The following is a 22,577-nucleotide window of genomic DNA, read 5'->3' on the forward strand; positions in this document are numbered from 1 at the left end:
TTCCTAAGCAGCTTTGTATTTTATAATTTCTAAGTTCTTATTTTCTATTTTTGATGCCAGTTTATTTAAGTTTAATGCAATAGAAAGTAGGCATATTTCGCTTATTATATTTTCTTTTCCTCTATGGTGGAATCTGTTGTAGTTTAGTCCTGATTTTATTTTGGAAAAAGCTCCCTCAGCTTGAATAGACCTGTTTAGTCTTTCTTCTATTCCCTGGTCGGATATTATGTTTTCTAATGATTCTTTCCTATATTTTTGAAATGTTTCTGCTATGTAGATCCCTTTAGTTTTTTGACCATCTTTATTCCAGTCAAAACACCTGTATACTTTTGTAGTTGTTACATATCCACTTTTTCTTTTACTGTATCTATCATTGGATCTTATGAATTCTTTGCCTTCTTTTGATATGTATTTGTCTTGGGTTTCATCATAGACTAGGCTTTTTCTAAATTCTTGTTCTTTTTTATATTTTCGTGTTTTGGATTGATCGTAGTTTGAAGGTTTTATGTAGGATGTTAGATTATGTTCTGCTAGGTATACATAGTTTTCTTCGCTTTCGTATCCTGCGTCTGCTACTATTTTATCTAGTTTGTTTGGATAACTTTTTAGTAGTTTTGTTAAGAATGGTTTTAGGGTGTAGATGTCATTTGGATGGTGGGATACATTTTCTCCTATGATAAAGCCTAATGCACTTGCAAGGTCCTCCACGAGCCGGACGGGCTAGTTAATTATATGCTGGTTTTAGTTGACCGTTTCTCATATGGTCTTCTTTCATTCTCATGAAGGTTGCGTCATGGTCTGTTTTTGAGTAGGAGTTTCTGTAATCTCCCATTATTTCTAGGTGTTCTTGATAAGTTTCTAACTTGTTTTTCCAATCTTTTAGTTGTTCATATTCTCGTTGAAGTTGGTGTTTTCTTTTTCCTTGACCATGTACGAAGTTTATTTTCTTTTCTCTACATTCTTTACTTACTTGATTAAATACTATTTTTACTACTTCTAATACTTGGGATGGTGTTAGGTCTTTATTTAAATTGAAGTGCTTTATTATTCTAATTCTTAGTTTTTCTTGCCATTTTTCTGTGCTTCCTCTCCATACAAAACTATATCTGTTGGCATAAGCTTCTATTTTTGTTCCATCTATGTATATACTTGATAGGTCTATTTGCTTTTCTTTTATTAGTATTTCTACTAGTTGACTTAGTAGGTTAGGTGTTAGATTTACTATTTTTTGTCTAAATCTATTGATTGTGCTATGGTCTGGTGGATTTTGACCATCAAGAAGATATTTTATTCTTAGATCATATTTGCATGATTTTTCTATTTCTCTTGATGAGAATATTCCTTCAGAGTAGCAGAATATTATTATTTGAAGCATTGTTACTGGATTTACACTAGGTTTTCTCCCAAATGATGAGTAGACTTTTCTTAATTCTGTTAGGTCTATCCTTTCAATTATATTTTTTACAAGCCTTAGTTTTATGTCATCTTGGATGTATACTTCTGTGTTAAAGTTTAATTTTAATTGAATTGTATCATCAACTAGTGTAAAATTAGTTAATGATATTGTATTTTTACTTGTTTTCATAAATACATTGTATCAGAAAAAGACGAGGATGTTTAGTTTCCTCGTCTTTTTTCTATACTGGGACTTTTGCAACAGCCCCTTCTTTTTAAACTTTACTCTAATACAGAGACTTTTCAGTTTACTTTCTAATTGAAAATTTAACGAAATTAGTATTTAATGATATCTATCTATAAAAACTGATAAAATCCTTGCAATCTTGATTGATATAGTTTATAATTAGCTGGAGCGATTAATAATGATTATCATAATCGCAAATTATTATTCAAGGAGATTTTATGAAAAAAAGACAAAAAATAGCCATCTGCCTGGCCCTATCAGGTGTGATTTTGGCAAATACAAATATAGAAAGACAGATAGGTCAAAATAATTTTAACCTAGTAGCCTTTGCTGATAGCCCTAGTTTGATAAAGGGATCTAGGGGTGGATTTGCGACAAATACAATTATTTTAGACCACGAATTTATAAATAATATAAAAAGTGTAGAGGTTAAAGGATCAGCCTGGAGCGAAGACCCTAGCAATAGTAGACCAAAAAACAGGGGAGTTTATTACCTATCCAAAGGAGAAAATGGCGATGAATTTTCTATAGTTTTCACTAAACTGGATGAAGGTGACAAGGTTGTCATAAAATCAGATAAAAAGATCTTATCTTTTACAATAAAAAATCCTTATGCATGGGACGATAATCTTATAGATAAAAATTCTATCAAAGAAGAAAACATAGGCGCAGAAAAAGAAGATCCACAAAATAATGAAGAGCCAGATCCTGGAAAAACTGATGAAATAGCCTTTAGCTATAAAGAAACCTTTGGAAAAAATATCTTGGGTTTAGCAGATGGGAGAAAGGTCGATAAAAATAAACTTGAAAAAATAATTATTAATGGCAAGACTCAAACAGAAACCTCATCTCCTTCATCCGTTTTTGGCAATAATACCTATGCTTTTTCAATGGATGGTGATCTCTGCATAGTTGGGCTAAATAACAATGATTCGCTTTCCATTACCTACGATGGAATAGAATACAATTACTTATACAAGGATAAAAAACTTGTTGATAACAAGAATAAAAAGGATGTGACCTACCAAATAAGACTAGTAGGAAAGTTTGACAATCTTTTAGTGGGTCAGACAAAGTTAGACGGTTTTTCTGGCGGTAGCGTCTCAGTTTCAAACAATCCTAATGCTGTATCCGTAGAGTACACAGACAAAGAAAAGCCTAGCGAGGATGATTGGAAAAAACTAGAAGACAGGGGCAATGAATTTAACGAAGTCAAAGCTGTTGTTGTAGATGAAAATACAGGCATAGAGGCAAACTTCGCCCATGGTTCTATAATCCTTGGCGGAAGCCCAACAAAGACAGGTACTTTCAAAATAAAAATAAGTGCAACTGATATTCGTGGAAAGAAAGTGGAATCAAATGAAGCTGAAGTAGAAGTCCATAACCTAGGAGAGCAAAGCCTAGAAGAGCTTTTATCAAAAGCTAAATTCATCCAAACTCAAGATAAAAAATATATGTGGGAAATGAGTCCATGGAAAATCACAAAATTCAATGACTCAAACAATATTGTAAATGTGCGAAAAGACCTCAAGGCATGGTTTGGATCTCACCAATCTGGCACCTATGGAGAGTTAGGTTTTGAGACCATTGATGAGCCAACCCAAACCCTAGTTGTAGGCCAAGGAGCCAACCTCACCTTCAAAAACATGAAAATCCTTGGATCTGTAAAAATAATTGTAAAAGACGGCGGAATCCTAAACTTAGATGACTCTGTAGTCTTTGGCAAGATCGAAGTTTCTAATAGTGGAAAATTAAATGTAAATTACAACCCACGCGATGACAAAATTACAACTGGCGCATCAATTTGGGGCCAAGTTGTCCTAAAAGACGGGGCTATTCTTGGAAATTCTTCTATTTACTCAAATACAAACTCCGCTGCCCAAGGCAAGATTGTAAACACAAATGACAAGCCAATCATAAAGGTAGAAGGTAGAGCTAGGATAGAAGGCGAAGTTTCCGTAAGAGGCGACGAGCAAGCAACATATGGTAAATCTGGTCAGCCAGCCCTAGAAGTGGGCCCAAATGGAAACCTAGAAATAACAGAAAACTCATCCCTAAACCTATTTGGCGGCGGTGTATACGCTCTCACATCTGTTGGTGGAGACGGTCTAAAGCTTGATGGCGGAAATGTGACCGGCAAGGGCAAACTCGTAGCTATAGGCGGATCTGGCTCAGGCAAAAAAGGTGGATCTGGCGTATCAGGCCATGGTTCTATATCTGTAAGCACCGCTTATATTAGGGGCGGCAATAGCTCAAAAAATCCTGCCAAAGCAGTAGAATCCGACAAGATAAAATTTGAAGGCACAAAGGGTATTGCAATTGACGGCAAAAAAACTACAAATTCTGACCTAATTATCCCAGAAGACTACTGGAGTGGAACCCAAAAAATTTCTGATAAGACTTTAAAAACTATAAGCGATGCTCTAACAGAAAACAAAGATAAACCTATAAACCAAAAGTCTAATACTGAAAACTCCAAAACTGAAAATGGTGGAGGCAAAAAAGAAGAAAATAAGAATCCAAATTCTGGTAAAGACAAAGATAAAGGCCCGATAAAACCAGACAGGACTGGAGAGAAAAACCACTATTCAAATTACCAAGTAGATTATTTGCCAGATTACTTTTTAAATGAAAGTAAAAGCAAAAATTTTGACAGAGAAAAATATAACAAACTAAAAGAAGCCTATGAAAGATCTGTTATAACATCAAAGGCAGCTGTTTGGTTATTAGAAAATTGTCCTGAGAAAACAAAAAACATCAGAACAGACCTCTTAAAATTAATCGAACAGTCAGAAAAATTAAGACAAAAAGCTGAAATATTGCTCATAAAAATGAATCCTGATTTTAAAAGTCTTATGTAAAGTTCAGGCTAACTCAAACAACAAATAAAATTTCCCAAGCTTGAGAATAGCTTGGGTTTTTTGTTAAAAAGATTTTGCTTAAATTTTGAAAATGGTATTACATTTATGAAACGTTAATTATCTTATCGGAAAAAATTTGTTATTGCTCAAAAAAGGGACTGTTTCAGAATGAATAAATCGATCCAATATCATCAGGGGGTCTCAATAAGCCGACAGGCTATTTTCTCGTGAAGTTTCGCACCTATGAGCCGGCGGGATTAAAGTGGACTGCCGGCTCTAAGAGGCAAAATTTGAGATATAACCCTATGATGATGGGACGATAATTATTCACAATTTGCAACAGCTCCCTTTTCTTTATCCTCTTCTTATCTTATCAAGCCACTCCTTATTTTCTGGGTCATTAGAAAATCTTTCCTTCCTATCAAGGCTGGCAAGAGCGTTCATGTCCTCTTGGCTAAGGTCAAAGTCAAAAATCGAGATATTTTCTTTTATCCTTTTTGGGTTAGATGATTTAACGAGGACCATAGTTCCCCTTTCAATATTCCATTTTAGGGCAATTTGGGCAGGGCTCTTGCCATACTTATCCCCTATTTCCTTAAGGATTTTTTCATCAAGCAAGTTAGATTTTCCCTGAGAAAGTGGACCCCAGGCCTGGTGGAGAATTCCATTTTCCTTTAAAAATTCAACAGTTTTATAGTCTTGTAAGTAAAGATGGCTTTCAAGTTGGTCAAGGACTGGTTTTTCTCCTAGATTTATTAGTTCTGTCATCTGATCAATGGAGAAATTACAAACTCCGATGGCCTTTACAAGGCCTTGGTCCCTGTAATTTCTAAAAACTTCCCAAGCTTTTTCGAAGTCTTTGCCATACCAATGAAGTAAAATAATGTCAATATAGCCAATATCTAGGTCAGCTAGGGATTCATCAAGACTTCTCTTACAAGCATCTGTATCAAAAGATGATGGCCACACCTTAGTTGCAACATGATATTCTTCCCTCTTTAGACCAGTTTCTTTCAAATATTTTCCTAAAATCTTTTCATTTTCGTAATATTTTGCAGTATCAAAATACCTATAACCTTCTTCTACTGCCTTACCAATGGCAAGTTCCATATCGGCTTCTTCAGTAATTTTAAAGGTGCCAAAGCCAATAGCTGGCACTTTACTTCCATTATTTAACCTAAAATATTTCATAATCTCTCCTTTTTTCTTACTATTTATATACCCATATGATATAATAAATAATATGAAAACAGCATTAATAACTGGCTCTTCTAGGGGAATTGGGGCGGATATCGCTAGGAGACTTGCCAAATCTTATAAAATCGTAATAAATTATAATAATTCGGAAGAGCCTGCCCTTGCTCTTTTGAAAGAATTAAGACAAGTAAATCCAAATGTAATCGCAGTTAAGGCTGACCTTTCCAAGGAAGATGAGGTTGACTATCTTTTTAAAACTGCCGAAGAAAATTTTGGCCATGTTGATATTTTAATAAACAACGCAGGCAAATCCTATGTCGGTCTTATCCAGGATATGGACTTTGAAAAGTGGCAGGAAATGGTAAATACCAATCTTAACTCAGTTTTTCTTGCTACAAAAAGAGCCCTTGGGCCAATGATAAGCGAGAAAGACGGGGTCATTATAAATATTTCTTCAATTTGGGGAAAGGAAGGCGCAGCCCTTGAAGCTTGCTATTCAGCTACTAAGGGTGGTGTTAACACCTTTACCAAGGCCCTTTCAAAGGAACTTGCTCCGTCAAATATAAGGGTAAATGCCGTAGCTCCTGGAGTTGTCCTTACTGATATGATGAAAAACGACTACAGCCAAAGGGAACTTGACTTGATCAAGGAAGATATTGGTCTAGGCCGCTTTGCAAATCCAAAAGAAATCGCAGATCTGGTTGCTTTTTTAATTTCAGAAGAGGCTTCCTATATCACAGGTTCAATTATAGATATAAATGGTGGATTTTATTAAAAAAGCTAGGATGAGGATTTTCCCTCTATCCTAGCTATTTTTTTACATTTCTTGAAATTCTTTAAAATTGTACCAATAAATTAGGGACTTCTCTACTTTCTTCCCCAAGGCTTCCTCAATAGCTTCCTTGTAGATAGCAAGCTGGGTCTTATAGGCTTCTTCTCTTTTTACCATGTCAGTCTTAAAGTCAATTAATATTACCGAATCTTTATCCTCAAAAATCAGGTCGATCTGGCCATTTACATAGTATCCGTCATAGGCCATGAGGAAGGATTCCTCTGATCTTTTTGGAACATTCTCGTCAATCAACTTCCTAATCAAATCGCTTTGATAAAAACTCATGAGATTATCAAGATCAATTATTTCCTTGATTTTCTCATCAAAAATTTTCTTTTCGATTAAGATATTTAGCTCATCTTCAAGGTCTTTTTCTGTGTAGGACTTCATCGGAAGTTTTTGGAAGACCTTGTGGATTAGGCTTCCCTTTTCGGTTGGACTGTAGGTTTTTTCCTCTTCCATAAAACTTGGTTTCTTAAAGGAAATATTGCCACTTGTGCCTTCTGCATCAAATGATTCGTAACCTTCGTTTTCTTTGTTAAAGTCCTTGGCAAGCTCAGTTACAGATTTTTTAAGGCTCTTACCTATATCATCTTGACCTGGATAGGCAAATTCCAAATAATCTTTGATTTTCTCAAAAATATCCTTATCTGCCTTTTCATTTAAAAGATCAAAAAGATTTTCGTGTTGGTTTGCCTTTAAATCATCTACTTCCTCTATAAAATCAAAGGAAATTCTCTTATCAAAGGCGGACTCTTTTTCAATTCCTGTAAAAAATCTGCTTGTAATCCCATCAAAGGAAAGGACAGCAAGCAGCCATTCCATGTGAGAATTTAGGGAAAGATAAGATTCATTTTTGTAGACCTTGTCCATAGCCTTGTCGGTCTTATCGAAATTGCCTGTAATGTATAGCCTTTCTTCTGCACGGGTTAGGGCAACATAGAGGATTCTCATCTCCTCTTTCTTGTCATCTTCCCTAGATTTTTCGATAATTAACTTCCTATTTATAGTCGGAATTTTAATCTTTTTATCATAGTCGGCAACATTTATGCCAATACCGATTTTTTCATCAAAAATTATTGAATCTGTCCTATTATTAAAGCCCTTGTCAGCTCCAGCAAGGATTACAATTCTAAATTCAAGGCCCTTGGACTTATGAACTGTCATAATCCTAACCAAGTCCTCACCTTCTGAAAGGTCACGGGTTGGGCTAATTGAGTCAGACCTGGTTGATTCCAAATTATTAAAAAAGCTTACAAAACCATATAGGCCGTTGTCGTTTGCAGCATCATAATCAGCCATTAATTCGATTACCGATTCAATATTATTTATCCTATCTTCTGCCAAATCTCTTGCTAGAAGAAAATCATAGAGTCCAGATTTTTCGAATAAATAATTAGCAAAGTCGTATAAGTTTAAAATGGCAAGCTTATCCTTGAGGTCTTCTATCAAAGCCTTAAAAGATTTGATTTTTTCTCCGAGCTCATCGTCATTGTCATAAGAATTGAAAGCCTCATAAAACTTATAAGAATCAGATGCTAGCTTGATTTTCGCCAGGTCATTTTCGTCTATATCAAAAATAACAGATCTTAAAATCGCAAGTAATACAAGGTCGTCATTAGGATTTGTCAGATATTTCAATAAGTTAATGAAAAATCCAACTTCAGACGCTTGGGTTGAAACCTTGGAAATATCGTTAAAATAAGGAATATCTGCCTTTTTGAAGGCTTCCTCATACTTGTAGGATTCAGTCCCGTTTCTAAGAAGAATAGCTATATCCCTATACTCGTATCCCTCTGCGATTAAGTCCTTGATTAGACTAGTTAGATAGACTTCTTCCTTGACAGTTGGATCTAGGACTTTGACTCCGACTCTGGCAGAATCTAGAAGGTCCTTTTCTTCCTTGCCGTAATTTAGCCTGTGGCCGCCTTTTTTGTAGTCAATATCGGCCATGTCTTTGGTCATGAGCCTGTCAAAAATATAGTTATTAAAATCGAGAATTAACTTATCGGTCCTGAAGTTTTCATTAAGATTTATCCTCATAGAATCTTGATCTTTTTCATAAGAATCGAGTTTTTCTATAAATAAATCAGGTCTCGCCCTCCTAAATCCGTAGATTGACTGCTTGACGTCGCCTACAAAAAATAGGTTCCTGTCAGATTTTAATTTATCTACTATATAATTTTGGATTTCGTTTGAATCTTGGTATTCGTCAAAGAAAATGTACTTGTACTTAGTTTTTAGCTTTTCCCTGGCGGTTTCATTTGCAAGGAGCCTTATAAATTCATGTTCTAAGTCGTTAAAATCAAGGTAGTCCTTGGCTCTTTTTTTAGAATCAAAGGTCTCTTTAAAATCTTTTGTAAGTTTATAAATCTCCCTAAAAAGTACCTCTTCTTTGGCATTTATAAAGTCAAGGGCCTTGGAATCGGTATTTGTAATCATGGCCTCAAGGTCTTTGACCTCTGCCTTGTAGGCATCCCTTGCAGCATTTATTTCATTAGCCAGGTCATCATTGCCTATCTCATTTTTAATCTTTTTGGCAAAGGTCACATATTTTTTACTTGCAAGAGCCTTTGGAAAATCATCCCAATTATCAATCTGATTTCTGATAGAAGCAAGCATTTCATAATCACTTGCTATCAAATTTACAGCTGATGCTGGAAGGTCCGGGTTTAGCCTAGCTCCTAGATTTTCAATTGTTTTTAAAATCAAATCAAACTTGTTTTTAATAAAATCTTTGAAATATTCTAGGTTTTCTCCCTTGTCCTTGGCAGTTTCAAGCCAAGCCATTCCGTCAATCATACCTACAATTTTTTGGTAGGTTAAAAGAATAATTTGCTTGGCATTATAATCTGACCTTTCCCCAGAAAAGTTTTGCAAGAAATAGACAAAATCATCGTCCATTTTCTCATATTCTTTGTCAAAAACCTCGTCAATTGCATCTGCCATGAAGATTTTGCCTATAGAATCAGGCATGACCTTGAAATTCGGGCTAAGATTTTCCAGATAATAGAAATTTTCCCTAAGCATATCAGAGCAAAAAGAGTGGAGGGTCTTGATTTGGGCAAGTTTTAGGAGTTTAAATTGCCTTTTTATAAAAGCTGGATCAAAGTCATCCGCCCTTTTTTCGAGAGCTTCCCTAATCTTATCCTTCATATCTTGGGCAGATTTATTTGTAAAGGTTACGATTATCATCATGTCGATGTCGATGCCTTCCTCTACCATCATTGAAATCACCCTATTTACAAGGACCATGGTCTTTCCTGAACCTGCGGCGGCTGATACTATTATATTTTTATCTCTTTCGTAAATCGCGGTCCTCTGCCCGTCGGTTAACTTAAGTTCAGTCATTTTTAGCCTCCAAATTATCCAAGCTTAAACTCCTGTCAAAGTCCCTAAACCTAAAAGTATCTATGGTCTTATCAAACTTGCAAATCCCCTTGTAATCGCAATAGGTACAGGAGGTTTTATCCTTACTTTCTCTGAGGGGTGCGAGGTTGATTTTTCCAGCCTTGATGTCTTTGACCAAGTCTTTTACCATATTTTTTATATAGGCGGTTAGGTTTTTGAAATCTTCTTCGCTTATCTTATGATTGCGTCTACCAACCACAATTGGCGATTTTTTCCCATCTGAATCCCTATCCATCAAAGTCAAGGCCTTGCCGTCTCTATCAAGAAGAATCCCATCAAGGGCAAATTTCTTATCAAGACTTGCGGCAAGTTTGGCCTCATCTGAAATCGAATCCCCAAAGCTTTCAATTTCGTCTTTTAGGGAAATGTAAAAGGCACCTATTGGCTCTAGATTTTTCTTATCGTCATTTACTGCAATCATGTAAATTATAAGCTGTAAATCCTTGCCATTTAGGATGGCAGCTAGGTTATAACCCTTAGACCCAGTTTTGTAGTCAATTACCCTGACCAAGTTTCCTGCCATATCTATCCTATCAATCCTGCCCCTTAGGTAATTCTCTTCATCCACATAAACTGGGTCGAAAAATCCGCCCTTGTCAAAGGCTTCCTCAAAGTATTCAAGCCTGAAATCACCCTTGTTAAGCTGGTCTATAATCTGTCTGGTATTCCTCTTGGCAGCCTGGTTTATATTTTTAAGTATATACTTATTTTTTGGATTATCCTTTCTTTCCTTATCAAGATTTTCGTCGATTCCTTCCCTAAATTTATTGTCCAAAAGTTCGTCAATTTGATCAAAATCAACGTCTTCTAGGTCCATATCCTTAATTAGTTTTGACAAGTCTTCAAAGGACTTATGGACGATATTTCCAATGTCTAGGGCATCTACATCAAAATCTTTTTCCACATCTGGCCTTAAGCCGTAGGCTATAAAGTGCTTGTAAGGACAGGCCGAATAGGTCTCAATTTCTGACACCGAATAGGCATGCTTTTTATAAAGAACTTCCCTAATGCTTGGATCAAGTGGCTTCTTGTCATTGTTGTAAAATAGACCTTTCTTAATCTTATCGTAAATTTCTTTATTTTCTAAATCTGAAGGATTCTCCCTCAAATATTCCATGAAGGCAATGCCAAGGTCCTTATCCTCCTCAGATAATTTTTCCTTGTTTTTTAGCTTATTTAGGATATTAAGTGTGTATTTTTTTAGACTTTCCTTGGCAAAAAGAGCGTCATCTGCCTTTGTATCAAGCAAAATATTTTTCTTAAGATTTGGGAAAATCTTTCTAATATCGCGAATTACAAGACTTTCGCTCAAATCCTTGCCCTCTTTGTCGGAAAGTGCGTAAGATAAGATTAATTTATCAGACCTTGAAATAATCTTATAAAGACTTAAAAGCTCAGCCATATCACGGTCTTTGGCGTATAGCTTAAGGTCAATTTGTGCTTCTTCAAGCTCTTCTGCCTCGTCGGGACTAATTAGGTAGTCCTTGGCCTCCTGGCTTGGAAAATATGAATCATCCATGCCCATTAAAATATTTATCCTTTTGTTTGAAACCCTATCGCGGGCGAAATCTGTAACAATGAGGTGGTCTCTAGATGGCGGAATTAAGCCAATTTGCACATCTTTTGCGACCGATTCAATTAGGCTATAAACCCTAACTAGGGGCATGGTTCTCTCGCCCATTAATATTACTAACTGGTCTAAGGTTCCCACAAACTCGTCCCAAATCTGTTCATTTTCCTTATAGTCATCAAGGGCCCCATTTGCTAGGAGCTTATCCTGAAAATCGTTGATTCCCGCCTTAATTCCAGGATCTGAAATCATTTTATAGATTTTTATAGCAAGGTCTTTTACTGTCATGTCTTTCTCATCAAGACCATCAATCAAACCTAAAATCCTCGCCCTTGCCTCGTTTACAACCCTGTATTCTTCACGTTTTTTGGCAATTTTTATATCTTTTTTAGGATCATTCGCCAGATTTTTTTGGTAAAAATCTTCGTCCATGGCAAAGTACTTGTCATTTTCAAACATAGATCCCTTGATTTTCCTGTAGGTTAGGAAATTCACTAGTATATCGGCATCTTCTTCTGTAATACCAATTAGTTTTGAATTTAGGATATAAAATAAGTCTTCAGACCTAAAATTATTTACCCTAAGCCTTAAAAGTGCCAAAAAAGTTTTTATGATATGGTTATCTGCCATCTTCCTACGTTTATCAAGAAATATTGGAATTTCATACCTTGTGAAAATTTTTATCAGCTCATTTTCATATTGGTCTGCGTCTGTCAAATAAATTGCCATATCCTTAAAGCGGATGTCGGTATTAGTTTTTATAATTTTATTTATCAAAAGTGCCATGTTTGCTACTTCAGATTTAGTTGAAATTGATTCGTAAAGCCTGATATTTTTAGGATTTTCTTCATATACATCCGGCTTATACTTTTCAAAATTATCCCTTAAATGGTCAAGATCATCAGCCCTTGGACCTCCATCTAAACTTACAAGTTCAGTTTCGAAACCCTCCCTAAAAAGATCAAAGGTCCTTGCTGGACTATCAAAAATCTCAGGTCTTACTAGGGGATTATTTATATATTTTTGTTCTATATTTAAGGAAACATTTATATCAAGGCCTTTTTCATAAAGAGCAGAAATTAAATCAAGCTTTCTTTCCTCAAAAAAGTCAAACTTGTCTATAAAAATCTCATAACCATCAAGAAGGTCAGTTTTTCCAAGATTTTCTGCCACAAAGGCAAGAATATCTTCCTTGTCTAAGTATTTTCCCTCAATTTCTTTTTGGTAGGTATCGAGGATTAGCTTTATTTCTTCAAATTTTATCTTTGAAATCTCAGAAATCCCACTTTCTGCAACAGACTTAAAAAATTCATCATCAAAATTATTGTCCTTAAAGGCTGAAATTAGGCCAACAAGTGAGTTTATAAAATCAATATTTTGGTAGGAATTACTAAATAAATCAAGAGCGTCTTTTAGGTCTTGGAGGATATTGGTAAGGAGTAAAACCTTGCCCTCCTTGTTTAAAAATTCGAGCTTACCCTGGTTAAAATTGTCCATAAAAAAGCTTGAAAAGGATGAAAAGGAAAGGACCTTGGCATCCATGACAGCCTTGTATTTTACAGATCTTAGGAAGTTTATATCAGTTTCCAGTGTGTACTGTTCAGGCACGATTAGAATTGATTTTTTGCCCTGTTCGAGCCTTTCTTCAATTTTTTTGTAAAGATAGAGGCTAGCCTCTCTTGCCTCCTTCGAAATTATTAGTCTAATCATTTACAATCTCCAAACTTGACCCACAACTTGGGTCGTATGTGATTAAAATCTTTGCTTCTATGGCGTCTTTGAGTTCGTCAACGTGGGAAATGAGGCCAACAAACCTGTCTTCCTTGGAAAGTTTTTCTATAGTTGTAATGGCATTTGACAAAAATTCCTTAGAAAGAGTGCCAAAGCCTTCGTCTATAAAGAGAGTATCTATCCTTATTCCCCCGTTTTCCGCTCCGATTTCATCTGAAAGACCAAGGGCAAGGGACAGACTTGCGAGGAAATTTTCCCCGCCAGAAAGGGTTGATGCTGGCCTTTTCTTGCCTGTGTTTGAATCTAGGATTTCTATATCAAGACCCATTTTTGACCTGGCATCTGTCGCCTCTGTCTTTCTTACCATTGAAAATTGGCCGTCTGTCATGGCATTAAACCTCTTGTTGGCAAAATTTAGGACCCTATCAAAATAAACAGAGAGAATAAAGGTCTCAAAATCAAGCCTTTCAATCCCCTTCACAGCCCCTGTGACCCCGTTTGCGAGATCTGAAAGAGCTGATACAATTTGGGCAGTTTTTGAAAGTCCATCGAATATTTCATGAATTTTCCTAATTTTTTCCCAATCTTTTTGAGTCTGATCAAGCCTTGTTGCAGCTGCGATTTTTTCCCCATCGAGGACTTTGATTTCCCTTGCGACTTCTTTGAGATTTTCCTCAAATTCGCTTAAATCAAGTGGATTTTTATCCTTAAATTCTAGGAAGTTTTCCCTAGTGGTTTTCTCCCTTTCAAGATTCTTGAAGTATTCTTCTATAAAGTCTTTTTGGGCCCTTAATTCGCCTTCTCTTGCCAAATAACCTTGGTAAGTTTCTATGTTTTCAAACCTTTGGCCAAGCTTTTCTGCAAATTCTTTTTCAAAATCTTTTTGGTCTACTTCTGCCTTAGCAATATTTTCTCCAAGGGAAGTTAAGATTGATTTTTCCTTAGAAATGGCTAAAACTAGGTCTTGGTGAGCCTTTTCCTTTTCTTTTATAAGGCAATCTTTCCTTGTAATTTCAACCTCTAAGCTCTTTTTCTCCTCAAGAAGCTTTTGCCTATCAAGGCCTGCCATAGCCTTTTCTCCGGCCAAGTATTTTATCTTTAAGTCTTCAAGATTTTTAAGCTTATCCGAAATTTCTTGGTAGGATTTTTCCCTTACTTCTTTTTGATTTTTAAGGGTCTTGCCATTTTCAGCCATTTGGCTTAAATTTTGCCTTAAATCTTTTATTTTTATCTTATTTTTATCTGCAAGGTCCTCATAAGTCTTTAATAAGTCCTTATTTTCTGAAATAATCTTTTCAATTTCATTTATTTTATAGGCTGTGCCAAGATCTTTGAGGTTTTTTTCGTAAATTGCCTTGGTTTTTGCAAGACTAAGCCTTAAATCTTCCAAGTCTTTGGTAATTTTCCCTAAGTCAAAATCACCAACAGGGAGTTTGTCCCTTTGACCTGTGTGGGCCTTGCCGCAAACAGGACAAAGGCCTTCGGCATTAAGCCTGTCGATTAATTTGTTGATTTCAATATGGTCGTGGTCTTGGTCTGCCTTTTCCTTGAGTTTTTCAGTGCTTTCAAGGTCTTTTGCAATTTTACTAAGCTCTTCCTCATAGGCCTTGTTTTCCACAAGTTTCTTATAGTCCTTGCCAAGATTTTCTATTTTTACATTGAGGGTAGAAATTTTTTCCTTGTAGGCAAAGTCTTCTTCCTTGACATCAGCCAAATCCTTGTTGGCCTTATCATAAGCTTTCCTGAGTTCTTCAAGCTTTTTCTCGTCTTCTTTAATCTTGTCCCCAAGGATTTCCAAATCCTTATCCAAATCTTTTATAGATTCGTAGGATTTTTTCACCTCAAGAAAGTCTTCGAAATCAGCAATTTGCTTTGCCTTTTCAGAAAGTAAAATCTTATCCTGATCAAGTTTATTTTTTAATTCAGGAAGCTTTTCCATTTCTTTTTCAAGGTCAATTAGACTTTGGTTTTTATCTTTCAAAACTTTTTGAGCCTTGCTTTGATTTTCCAAAAAACCTTTTAGATCGGTCTTGGTTTTTTCAAGCCTTTCCTGGTAAATTTTTATGGAAAGGGCGTAGGCTAATAAATCCAAGTCAGCTTTTATCTTGAGATTTTTTTCCTCATCTTTTTCTAATTCCTTGTAGGCACCATCCGCCCTTTGGTATTTTTCAATATTTTCATTTAGGGTTTTGGCCTTTTCTAAATCACTAATTAATGATTTTTCCCTTTTTTCTAGATTATCCAAAGATTTTAAAATTTCTTTTAAAAATGAATCCTGGTTTTTTTCTATATCTGAAATTACTTCAAAAATACTTTTAAAATCGTGTTTAGAAATTAAATCAGAAGTGATTTTTTCTGCCAAAATTTCATTATAGGAAACCACATTTTCTAGGTCCTTATCAATTTGGGAAAGTTTTTTCCTATTATCAAGTGCCCTGGTTTTAAGCTCATCCTGGATGGCCCTTTGGGCGTCGGTCTTAAAAATATCAGACAAGAGGGCTGCCTTTTCGTCAGATTTTGAAATCAAAAACTTTTGAAATTGGCCCTGGGCAAGAAGCATGACCTTTGAAAACTGGCTCTTATCAAGGCCTACAATTTCCTTAACCTTATCGTCCACTTCCTTGATTTTATCAGCAAGGAGGATTTTTTCGCCTGTTATATCATAAAACTCAACCCTGTGGCCGATATTTTTTGGATTTTTAAGCTCAACTGCCCTCTGACTTGGGACCCTAACAATTTTATAAATCTTTTCCCCAAGGCCAAATTCTAAGTCCACATAGGTAAAATCGTCCTCTTCAGAAAGGTAGTCGCTCCTTAAGTCTTCCATAGCAATTTCCCTAGGCACTTCCCCATAAAGGGCAAAGGAAATGGCGTCAAAAATAGTGGTCTTGCCTGATCCGGTTGGGCCAGAGATTAAAAATATTTTCTTTTCAAAAAGCCTGGTAAAGTCGATTTCAATTTCGTCCTTGTAGGTTAAAAATCCCCTTAATTTTACCTTCCTAACCTTCATTTATAGCCCCTATCACGTCTTCTAGGACGGTTTTTTCATCAGCTGTCATCTGGCGTTTATCCTTGTAGGCAACAAAGTCCTCAAAAAGTTCCAAAGTTGACTTATTTTCAATGTCGATATTAATCTCTTCGTTATCCATGGCAAAAACAGACCTGGATGCGTAATTTATAAGGACTGCGTTTGGGAATTTCTTCTTAAATTTAGCCATGGCATTTTCGATTGTGGCCTTATCTTCAAGGATAAATTTGATATAGGAATCACTAGCTGGCTCGCTTATCAAATCGTCAAAATATCCTGTCCTTACTTCAAATTCTCTTAAAAGTTTAATTGGAATTTTCTCTATATCTATCGAGTCTTTGCCCAAGTCAACTATAGTCACCGTCTTATTTACATCCTTTTTATCAAAGGAATAAGGCATAAAGGTGCCCGAATACCTGATTTTGGGATCAAGAACGTAATGAGCAGAATGGAGATGGCCCAAAGCGGCGTAATCAAAATCCATAAAAAGACCAGCGTCCATAAAATCTGACCCACCAATTGTTAAAGGCTTTTGGCCTTCATTGTAGGCTTTTTCAAGGCCCTGGCTTATTTCAGAAGCATAGCAATGGGTAATTATGACATTTCTGTCTTTATAATCGTAATCTTTTAAAGCTTCCCTATACAAATCTGTAAAATCAGCAATTTCCTCGCCAAAAATTACCCTGGCCTTGGCAAGGGACATAAAAGGCAAGAGAAAAAAGTGAATTGGCCCCTCCGAATCCTCTAGAGTCACGACTTCTTTTGTAAATTCCCCCGCCAGATAATATTTATTTGTCTTATAAAACCTCTTATTCACATCAAGGCGCTTGGCAGAATCGTGGTTGCCGGAAATGGCAAGAACTGGGATTTTTATGTCAAAAACGATTTTTTCTATAAAATAATTATATAAATCAAGGGCTTCAGCCGTAGCAACCGCTGTGTCAAAAATATCTCCAGCAATCATGACAGCCTCGATTTTCCTATCATTAATGATGTCTAAAATCTGGTCTAAAACGTATTTTTGATCTTCAAGAAAGGAAAAATTTCCCAAAGATTTTCCAATATGAAGGTCTGATAAGTGAAGGAGTTTCATTATTTGTCTCCATTTCTCACAAAGGTTAGGGTGTCAGCTGTCGAATTATATGGGTCATAGACATAACCATTGATATTTAGCTTTTTTACCTCTTCAATATCTTCAATTTTTCTTGTAATAATTTCCTTAAGCATCTGACCCCTCGCCTGCTTCATGTAGGAAACAATCGACTTTAACTTCCCATCGCGAACTTCCTTAAAATCTACAGTCAAAAACTTGTCGTCCTCTTTCAAAAAAGGGCTGATGGTCTTGGTATACTCCTTGCTCGCAAGGTTTAAAACCAAGTCATTATCCTCGAAAAGTTTTTTATACAAATCGTCACCCCAAAATTCGTAGAGGTCGTACATGGTGTTGTCAAAATAAAGCCTATAATCCCTAATCCCTGTCATTGGTTTTAATAGACCATAAAGGGCTGAAATAATATAGACGTGGTCATTTAAATATGGGATATCATCGAAATCTTTAATATAAAACTGCTTAAAAACAAGGCCGTCATAGGAAAAAAGTGCCGGATTATTAAGCCTATCAAAGTCAAAGTATTGGTAATCAACATAAGCTTTTTCAGTTAATTTATCATTGGTAAAATTAAGGTTACCAATCTCATTCATGGAAAGCTTCTTAATTTTATCAACCAAAATTCTAGTTTTTTCAGGAAACAAAAGCTCTTCAGTAATAATATTATCAAAATGTTTAAAACTCTTAGCCGGTGAAATAATAATCTTCATAAAAATCCTTTCTTTATATGTAATATTATATCATATTGAGATGAAAAAATTCCCAGTTAAATAACTGGGAAACTTAACCTAATTATATCCATTGTTAATGGTGTCTAAACATTTCATCCAATATCTTTCTCTAACTTTTACTTTTTCTGAATCATAAGATCTATTATAAAATTCTATTAGAGTAAAGGTGAAATATTTTTCAAAATATTCTTCTCCTTCTTTATTTTTTAGTTCTATTAATTTTTTATTTCCTCCATCCTTGTTTTCAAAATAATCTCCCCACCTTTGTCTTACCCCTTCAATGCCTGTTGCTGATCCGATATAATGTTTACCTGTCTTTGTATCTGTCAAACAATAAACCCCACTTACCTTGCTCAAAGCTTCATAATATGATGGCAATATTTCTTTTCTAAACATCCTGGATAATTTATCATAAGTTAAGTAAACATTATCATATCCATCAAAAGTGTCTTCACTATAAAGGCATGATAAAATTTCCTTTACACTAATCTTTTCAATGTATGTACTTAGGTTAAAAGTATATCTTGAATATGCACTACCCTTTTTACAATTAATAACAAGTCTACCAAAAAATGGCTTGAACCTTTCTAAAATCTCTACTTTTGCCCAATCATCTTCTGGAACTTCTAGAACCTTGCCTGCAGAAGTAAATAACCATTCATCCCCACTTATCCTAGAAAAACTAAAAACCCATTGTCCTGGATAAAAATTCCTTTTACTTTTATCATACCAGCCCCAGTAAGAGCACTGTTCACATGTACCATTTATTTTATCAATATCATTTTGCTTAAGCCAGTAGTCTATAAAATAATCTGCTTTGGACCCATAGGTCATATTTAATTCTATCTTACTATTATTTATTTCTTCTTCTGTTAAATTAAAAATATCATTTAGTTTAAGTTCCATAATCTCTCCTTAAATCCCATATAAATTTTCTTTCAAACTTTCAATAATCGACTCTCTTAGGCTTTTTGGCTCTAGAACTTCCACATAAGGGAGAAATTGCAAGGCCCAGTATTCTATGCCTTTTTCGGGTGCCAAAAATTCTCCTAGGTAATAGTCACCATCTTCTCTAATTTTTATATCCGTTCCAAATTGATCAATTACATAGTTTAATATTTCCTCCTTAAAGCGTATTTTTATAAATGATGGCTTGCCAAAAAAAGCATGGGTCGCCTTTTCTATTATCCTATTTAATTCTTCTTCCCTAAAGTCATCCCTTTTTTCGTCTAGGATTTTTATATCCTTTATAAAATCTAGCCTGAAGGACAAAATATTTGTAAAACCTGGCGTCGTTCCCAAAAGATAGTATTTTTTATTGTCGGCTAGAATCCTATAAGCGTTTAATTTGTAGGGTCTTTTTCTTTTTGGCACAAGTTTCTTGTCTGGCCCATAGGTCAGGTAGGTAAATTCTATTTGTTTATTTTTATCTATTGCCTCATTTATAACTTCTATATTTAGGAAAACTTCCTTATTTGAAGTTCTTTTTGACCTATAAAAGTCTGGCTGGCTTATATATTTATCAACTGACCTTTGGTATTTGGACTGAATTTTGCCTATTTTCCTTAAAAGCTCTGTGCACTGGTCCCTGTCAATGTAGGCAAGGGAAAATATGGCATCCATCAAAAGATAAATCTCGCTTTTTTCAAGTGGGCGATCTATAAGATAATAGCCCTTGCCATTGTCAGCAAAGGTTGAAATATCAATTTCAAAGTCAATTAGATCATTAATAGCACTGGTAATTGTTCTCCTGTCTAAATCTACATTATAATATAAAGAAAGTTTTTTCCTTATTTCGGCCATTGAAAGTATATGGTCGGCATCACTTTCTTCACGAAGAATTTCTAGGATATATAAAATATTTAATCTCGAACTTGCCATAGGTCCTCCTAGAATTATTATATCATATTAAAGCATTAATTTTATAATCTAAATAAGAATAAAGACTGACTTTAACTAGGCTTGTCTTATCCCAAGTATAGTTGAGTTTTTTTAGGTAGTAATCTTTCTCTGGATCTATTTCTGGAAGGATATCAGCCTTGAAAAAACTTATGTCATTGGTAAGTTTCCCAGCACTTTCCCTATCAATACCATGGTCTAAATAATAGGCAAAAATTTCTTCCCTATTTGATGGATAATTTCTATTAGCAAAGTCTATAAATAAGGAATATGCCCTGGTATAGGTCAGTGTTAGGCCCAAAAGATAAAAAAAATCTCCATAGGTTTTTATATTTTCTTTGTAAGATGAACCTTCTATAGATTCGGTCACCTTCCTTGGAAATCCATTCTTTAATTCAAGTTTCTCGTTCAAAAAATTTTCAAATAAATATTTTTTAAAATCTTCCATATCTATGTATTTTGAGATATTTTTTTCATAATATAAGGTATTTAACTTATCAAGGTAAATAAAATGTGTAAAATATAAGCCACATTTTTCCATCCCCTTATATTTACACCAAAGATCCCCAGGTCCGTAGTCATAATATTCCAATACCCGGAACCTTACTCTATACTCATATTTTTTATCAATCTGAATTTCAAAATAAATTTCATTTAGGAAAGTATAAGAAGGATCAATATTGAAACCGTCTCGGCAAAACCCCTCCTTTTTTTCTAAATCAACCCCATACTCCACCCCATCTACAAAAATAAGTTCCTTGGTTTTTTCGTTGTAATAGTGGGCAGGAAGGGGATTTATTAGGCTAAGACCCAAAAGATATAAACTTATAAAAGGCAAGTTTCCAATGAGGATATTTTGGTCAAGATTTTCCTTTAAGAACAAAAGAAAATCAATTTCATCTTCTGAGCTTTTTTTCCTTATTACTTCCATTTCTTTCTTTATCCTATCTTCTATATAGAGATTTTCTCCGTATTTGGTCCTAGATAAGTCTATGATTTTTTCTTCAAGATTCATCTTATCACCTCTTAAAATTATTATAGCAGGTAGGGTATGCAAAAAATTGTATAGGCCAAATTTTCCAAGCAAAAAGACCCCCTATTTGGAGGTCATTTTCTTTAATTTTTCTCTTATTTTTTTAACTATTGCGACAATTAACAAGGTCCCAATTGCTATCATTACTATGGCACCGCCTGGTTTTAGGCCGTAGTAGAAGGATATGGTGATTCCTGAGATCATAAAAATTACCGAAAATATTAGGGAGATTAGGTAGGTTTTTTTGTAGGAATCGCTCATTAAAAGGGCTGTGGCGACTGGGATTACCATTAGAGATGTAATCATCAGTGCCCCTACGATTTTGGCTGAGATGGCTATTGTGATGGCTGTTAGAAAGGTAAATACTCCGTTTACCATTCCTGCCTTCACACCTGCAAGCCTTGCCATTATCGGGTTTATGGATATAAATAGGAGGGCGTTGTAAAAGTAGAGGGACATGGTTACGACTAGGGCAAAAATTATCCCTACTAGGATGACGTCATCACTTGAAACTGTTGTTATTGACCCAAAGAGGTAGGATTCAAAAGATTTTCCTCCTGGGGCAAAGTCTGATAAAATCGCCGCAAGGCCTATGCCAAAGCTCATGATGATAGCTGTTGCCATGTCGCCAAAGTCCTTGAATTTCTTCCTTATTATGTCAATAGCGAAGGCTCCTAGAACGCAAAATACCAAGGATGTCCACATAGGATTTATAGCGAATATAAGTCCCATGGCTATTCCCGCCAGTGAAGAGTGGGATAGGGCGTCGCCTATCATGGATGTTTTCCTATTTATCATTACAAGGCCAATCATTGGAATGATTATGGCTAGCATCCCGCCAACTAGAAGGGCCCTTCTCATAAAATCATAACTTAGCATATGACCCCCTCCTTGAGTTTAAAGACCTTGTCCACATAATCGCCCAAAATTTCCATTTCGTGGGTTATCATCAAAATTGAAATCCCGTGGTGGGTATTTAGGTGGACTATGAGGTCAAGGAAGTCTTCCTTGGATTTTTGGTCGATTCCGACTGTTGGTTCGTCTAAAATCAATATATCGGGATTATTTACCATGGCCCTTGCGATCATAACTCTCTGGGCTTGGCCACCGGATAGGGTGTTGACAGGCCTATCTATAAGGTCTTTAATTTTTAGGGTTGAAAAAGTGTTTTCGATTTTCGATTTTGATTTTTTTGTGATAGTGTTTAATATCGAAAATTCCTTATAGAGGTTTAGGCCCACATATTCCCTAGCAGATACCGGAAAGGCAATCTTGATGGCCTCGTTGACCTGAGGCACATAGCCAATCTTATCAAAATTTTTAAAGTCTTCCATGTCGATTCCAAATAACTTAATGGACCCATGGTCTTTTTTGAGTTCACCAAGGATTAGCTTAATTAGTGTGGACTTGCCTGATCCATTTTCGCCGGATATTACGGCAAAGTCCCCCTGGTCAAGGTCTAAATTTACGCCTTTTAATATTAAATTTTCATTATAGCCAAATTTTAGGTTTTTTATCTCGATTTGTTTCATAT

General features: G+C 35.4%; 15 protein-coding genes. 2 read left to right on the forward strand and 13 right to left on the reverse strand.

Annotated elements, in window-relative coordinates; genetic code table 11:
- Positions 1 to 3: 3 nt before the first annotated feature.
- Together AC1EJ5_RS07950 and AC1EJ5_RS07955 are read right to left on the reverse strand one after the other, a co-directional pair.
- A complete protein-coding gene (locus tag AC1EJ5_RS07950; protein WP_479815624.1) occupies positions 4 to 708 on the reverse strand; it encodes a transposase in 705 nt (234 codons plus the stop codon).
- Positions 709 to 724: 16 nt separating this feature from the next.
- Positions 725 to 1,585, reverse strand: coding sequence for a transposase (locus AC1EJ5_RS07955; protein ID WP_223419883.1), 861 nt, complete (start codon positions 1,583 to 1,585; stop codon positions 725 to 727).
- Between the two features lie 275 nt (positions 1,586 to 1,860).
- Between AC1EJ5_RS07955 and AC1EJ5_RS07960 the strand changes: the two genes are divergently transcribed.
- On the forward strand, positions 1,861 to 4,503 hold the full coding sequence (locus AC1EJ5_RS07960; protein ID WP_348938367.1) for a hypothetical protein: 2,643 nt from the start codon (positions 1,861 to 1,863) through the stop codon (positions 4,501 to 4,503).
- A gap of 354 nt (positions 4,504 to 4,857) precedes the next feature.
- Here the strand turns inward: AC1EJ5_RS07960 and AC1EJ5_RS07965 are convergent, their stop codons facing one another.
- A complete protein-coding gene (locus AC1EJ5_RS07965; RefSeq protein ID WP_479815626.1) occupies positions 4,858 to 5,694 on the reverse strand; it encodes an aldo/keto reductase in 837 nt (278 codons plus the stop codon).
- A gap of 52 nt (positions 5,695 to 5,746) precedes the next feature.
- Here AC1EJ5_RS07965 and ymfI point away from each other — a divergent pair, with 52 nt between their 5' ends.
- A complete protein-coding gene (gene ymfI / locus AC1EJ5_RS07970) occupies positions 5,747 to 6,475 on the forward strand; it encodes an elongation factor P 5-aminopentanone reductase (RefSeq protein ID WP_479815628.1) in 729 nt (242 codons plus the stop codon).
- 42 nt (positions 6,476 to 6,517) lie between these two features.
- Here the strand turns inward: ymfI and addA are convergent, their stop codons facing one another.
- From addA to AC1EJ5_RS08020, 10 genes are all read right to left on the reverse strand, one after another.
- Positions 6,518 to 9,883 carry a helicase-exonuclease AddAB subunit AddA gene (gene addA / locus AC1EJ5_RS07975; RefSeq protein WP_479815629.1) on the reverse strand — a complete coding sequence of 1,122 codons (3,366 nt, stop codon included), beginning with the start codon at positions 9,881 to 9,883 and terminating at the stop codon, positions 6,518 to 6,520.
- Positions 9,876 to 13,223, reverse strand: coding sequence for a PD-(D/E)XK nuclease family protein (locus AC1EJ5_RS07980; protein WP_479815630.1), 3,348 nt, complete (start codon positions 13,221 to 13,223; stop codon positions 9,876 to 9,878). Before AC1EJ5_RS07980 ends, addA begins: the two co-directional genes overlap by 8 nt.
- Positions 13,216 to 16,254, reverse strand: coding sequence for an AAA family ATPase (locus AC1EJ5_RS07985; RefSeq protein ID WP_479815631.1), 3,039 nt, complete (start codon positions 16,252 to 16,254; stop codon positions 13,216 to 13,218). The genes AC1EJ5_RS07980 and AC1EJ5_RS07985 overlap by 8 nt, the downstream gene beginning before the upstream one ends.
- Positions 16,244 to 17,365, reverse strand: a complete 1,122-nt coding sequence (locus AC1EJ5_RS07990; RefSeq protein WP_479815632.1) for an exonuclease SbcCD subunit D — start codon at positions 17,363 to 17,365, stop codon at positions 16,244 to 16,246. Before AC1EJ5_RS07990 ends, AC1EJ5_RS07985 begins: the two co-directional genes overlap by 11 nt.
- A complete protein-coding gene (locus tag AC1EJ5_RS07995) occupies positions 17,365 to 18,090 on the reverse strand; it encodes a YaaA family protein (RefSeq protein ID WP_479815633.1) in 726 nt (241 codons plus the stop codon). Before AC1EJ5_RS07995 ends, AC1EJ5_RS07990 begins: the two co-directional genes overlap by 1 nt.
- A 78-nt stretch (positions 18,091 to 18,168) precedes the next feature.
- Entirely contained in the window at positions 18,169 to 19,017 is an 849-nt protein-coding gene (locus AC1EJ5_RS08000; RefSeq protein WP_479815634.1) for a GIY-YIG nuclease family protein, read from the reverse strand.
- A 9-nt stretch (positions 19,018 to 19,026) separates the two neighbouring features.
- Positions 19,027 to 19,992: a helix-turn-helix transcriptional regulator gene (locus AC1EJ5_RS08005; protein ID WP_479815635.1), complete on the reverse strand. Its 966-nt coding sequence runs from the start codon at positions 19,990 to 19,992 to the stop codon at positions 19,027 to 19,029.
- A 22-nt stretch (positions 19,993 to 20,014) separates the two neighbouring features.
- Positions 20,015 to 21,097, reverse strand: coding sequence for a hypothetical protein (locus AC1EJ5_RS08010; RefSeq protein WP_479815636.1), 1,083 nt, complete (start codon positions 21,095 to 21,097; stop codon positions 20,015 to 20,017).
- Positions 21,098 to 21,106: 9 nt separating this feature from the next.
- Positions 21,107 to 21,922, reverse strand: a complete 816-nt coding sequence (locus AC1EJ5_RS08015) for a metal ABC transporter permease (RefSeq protein ID WP_479815637.1) — start codon at positions 21,920 to 21,922, stop codon at positions 21,107 to 21,109.
- Positions 21,916 to 22,575 (reverse strand): metal ABC transporter ATP-binding protein, encoded by a 660-nt coding sequence (locus AC1EJ5_RS08020; protein WP_479815638.1) that lies wholly within the window; start codon positions 22,573 to 22,575, stop codon positions 21,916 to 21,918. Before AC1EJ5_RS08020 ends, AC1EJ5_RS08015 begins: the two co-directional genes overlap by 7 nt.
- Between the last annotated feature and the right edge of the window lie 2 nt (positions 22,576 to 22,577).

The sequence above is a fragment of the Anaerococcus sp. C0059F3 genome, assembly GCF_056590475.1.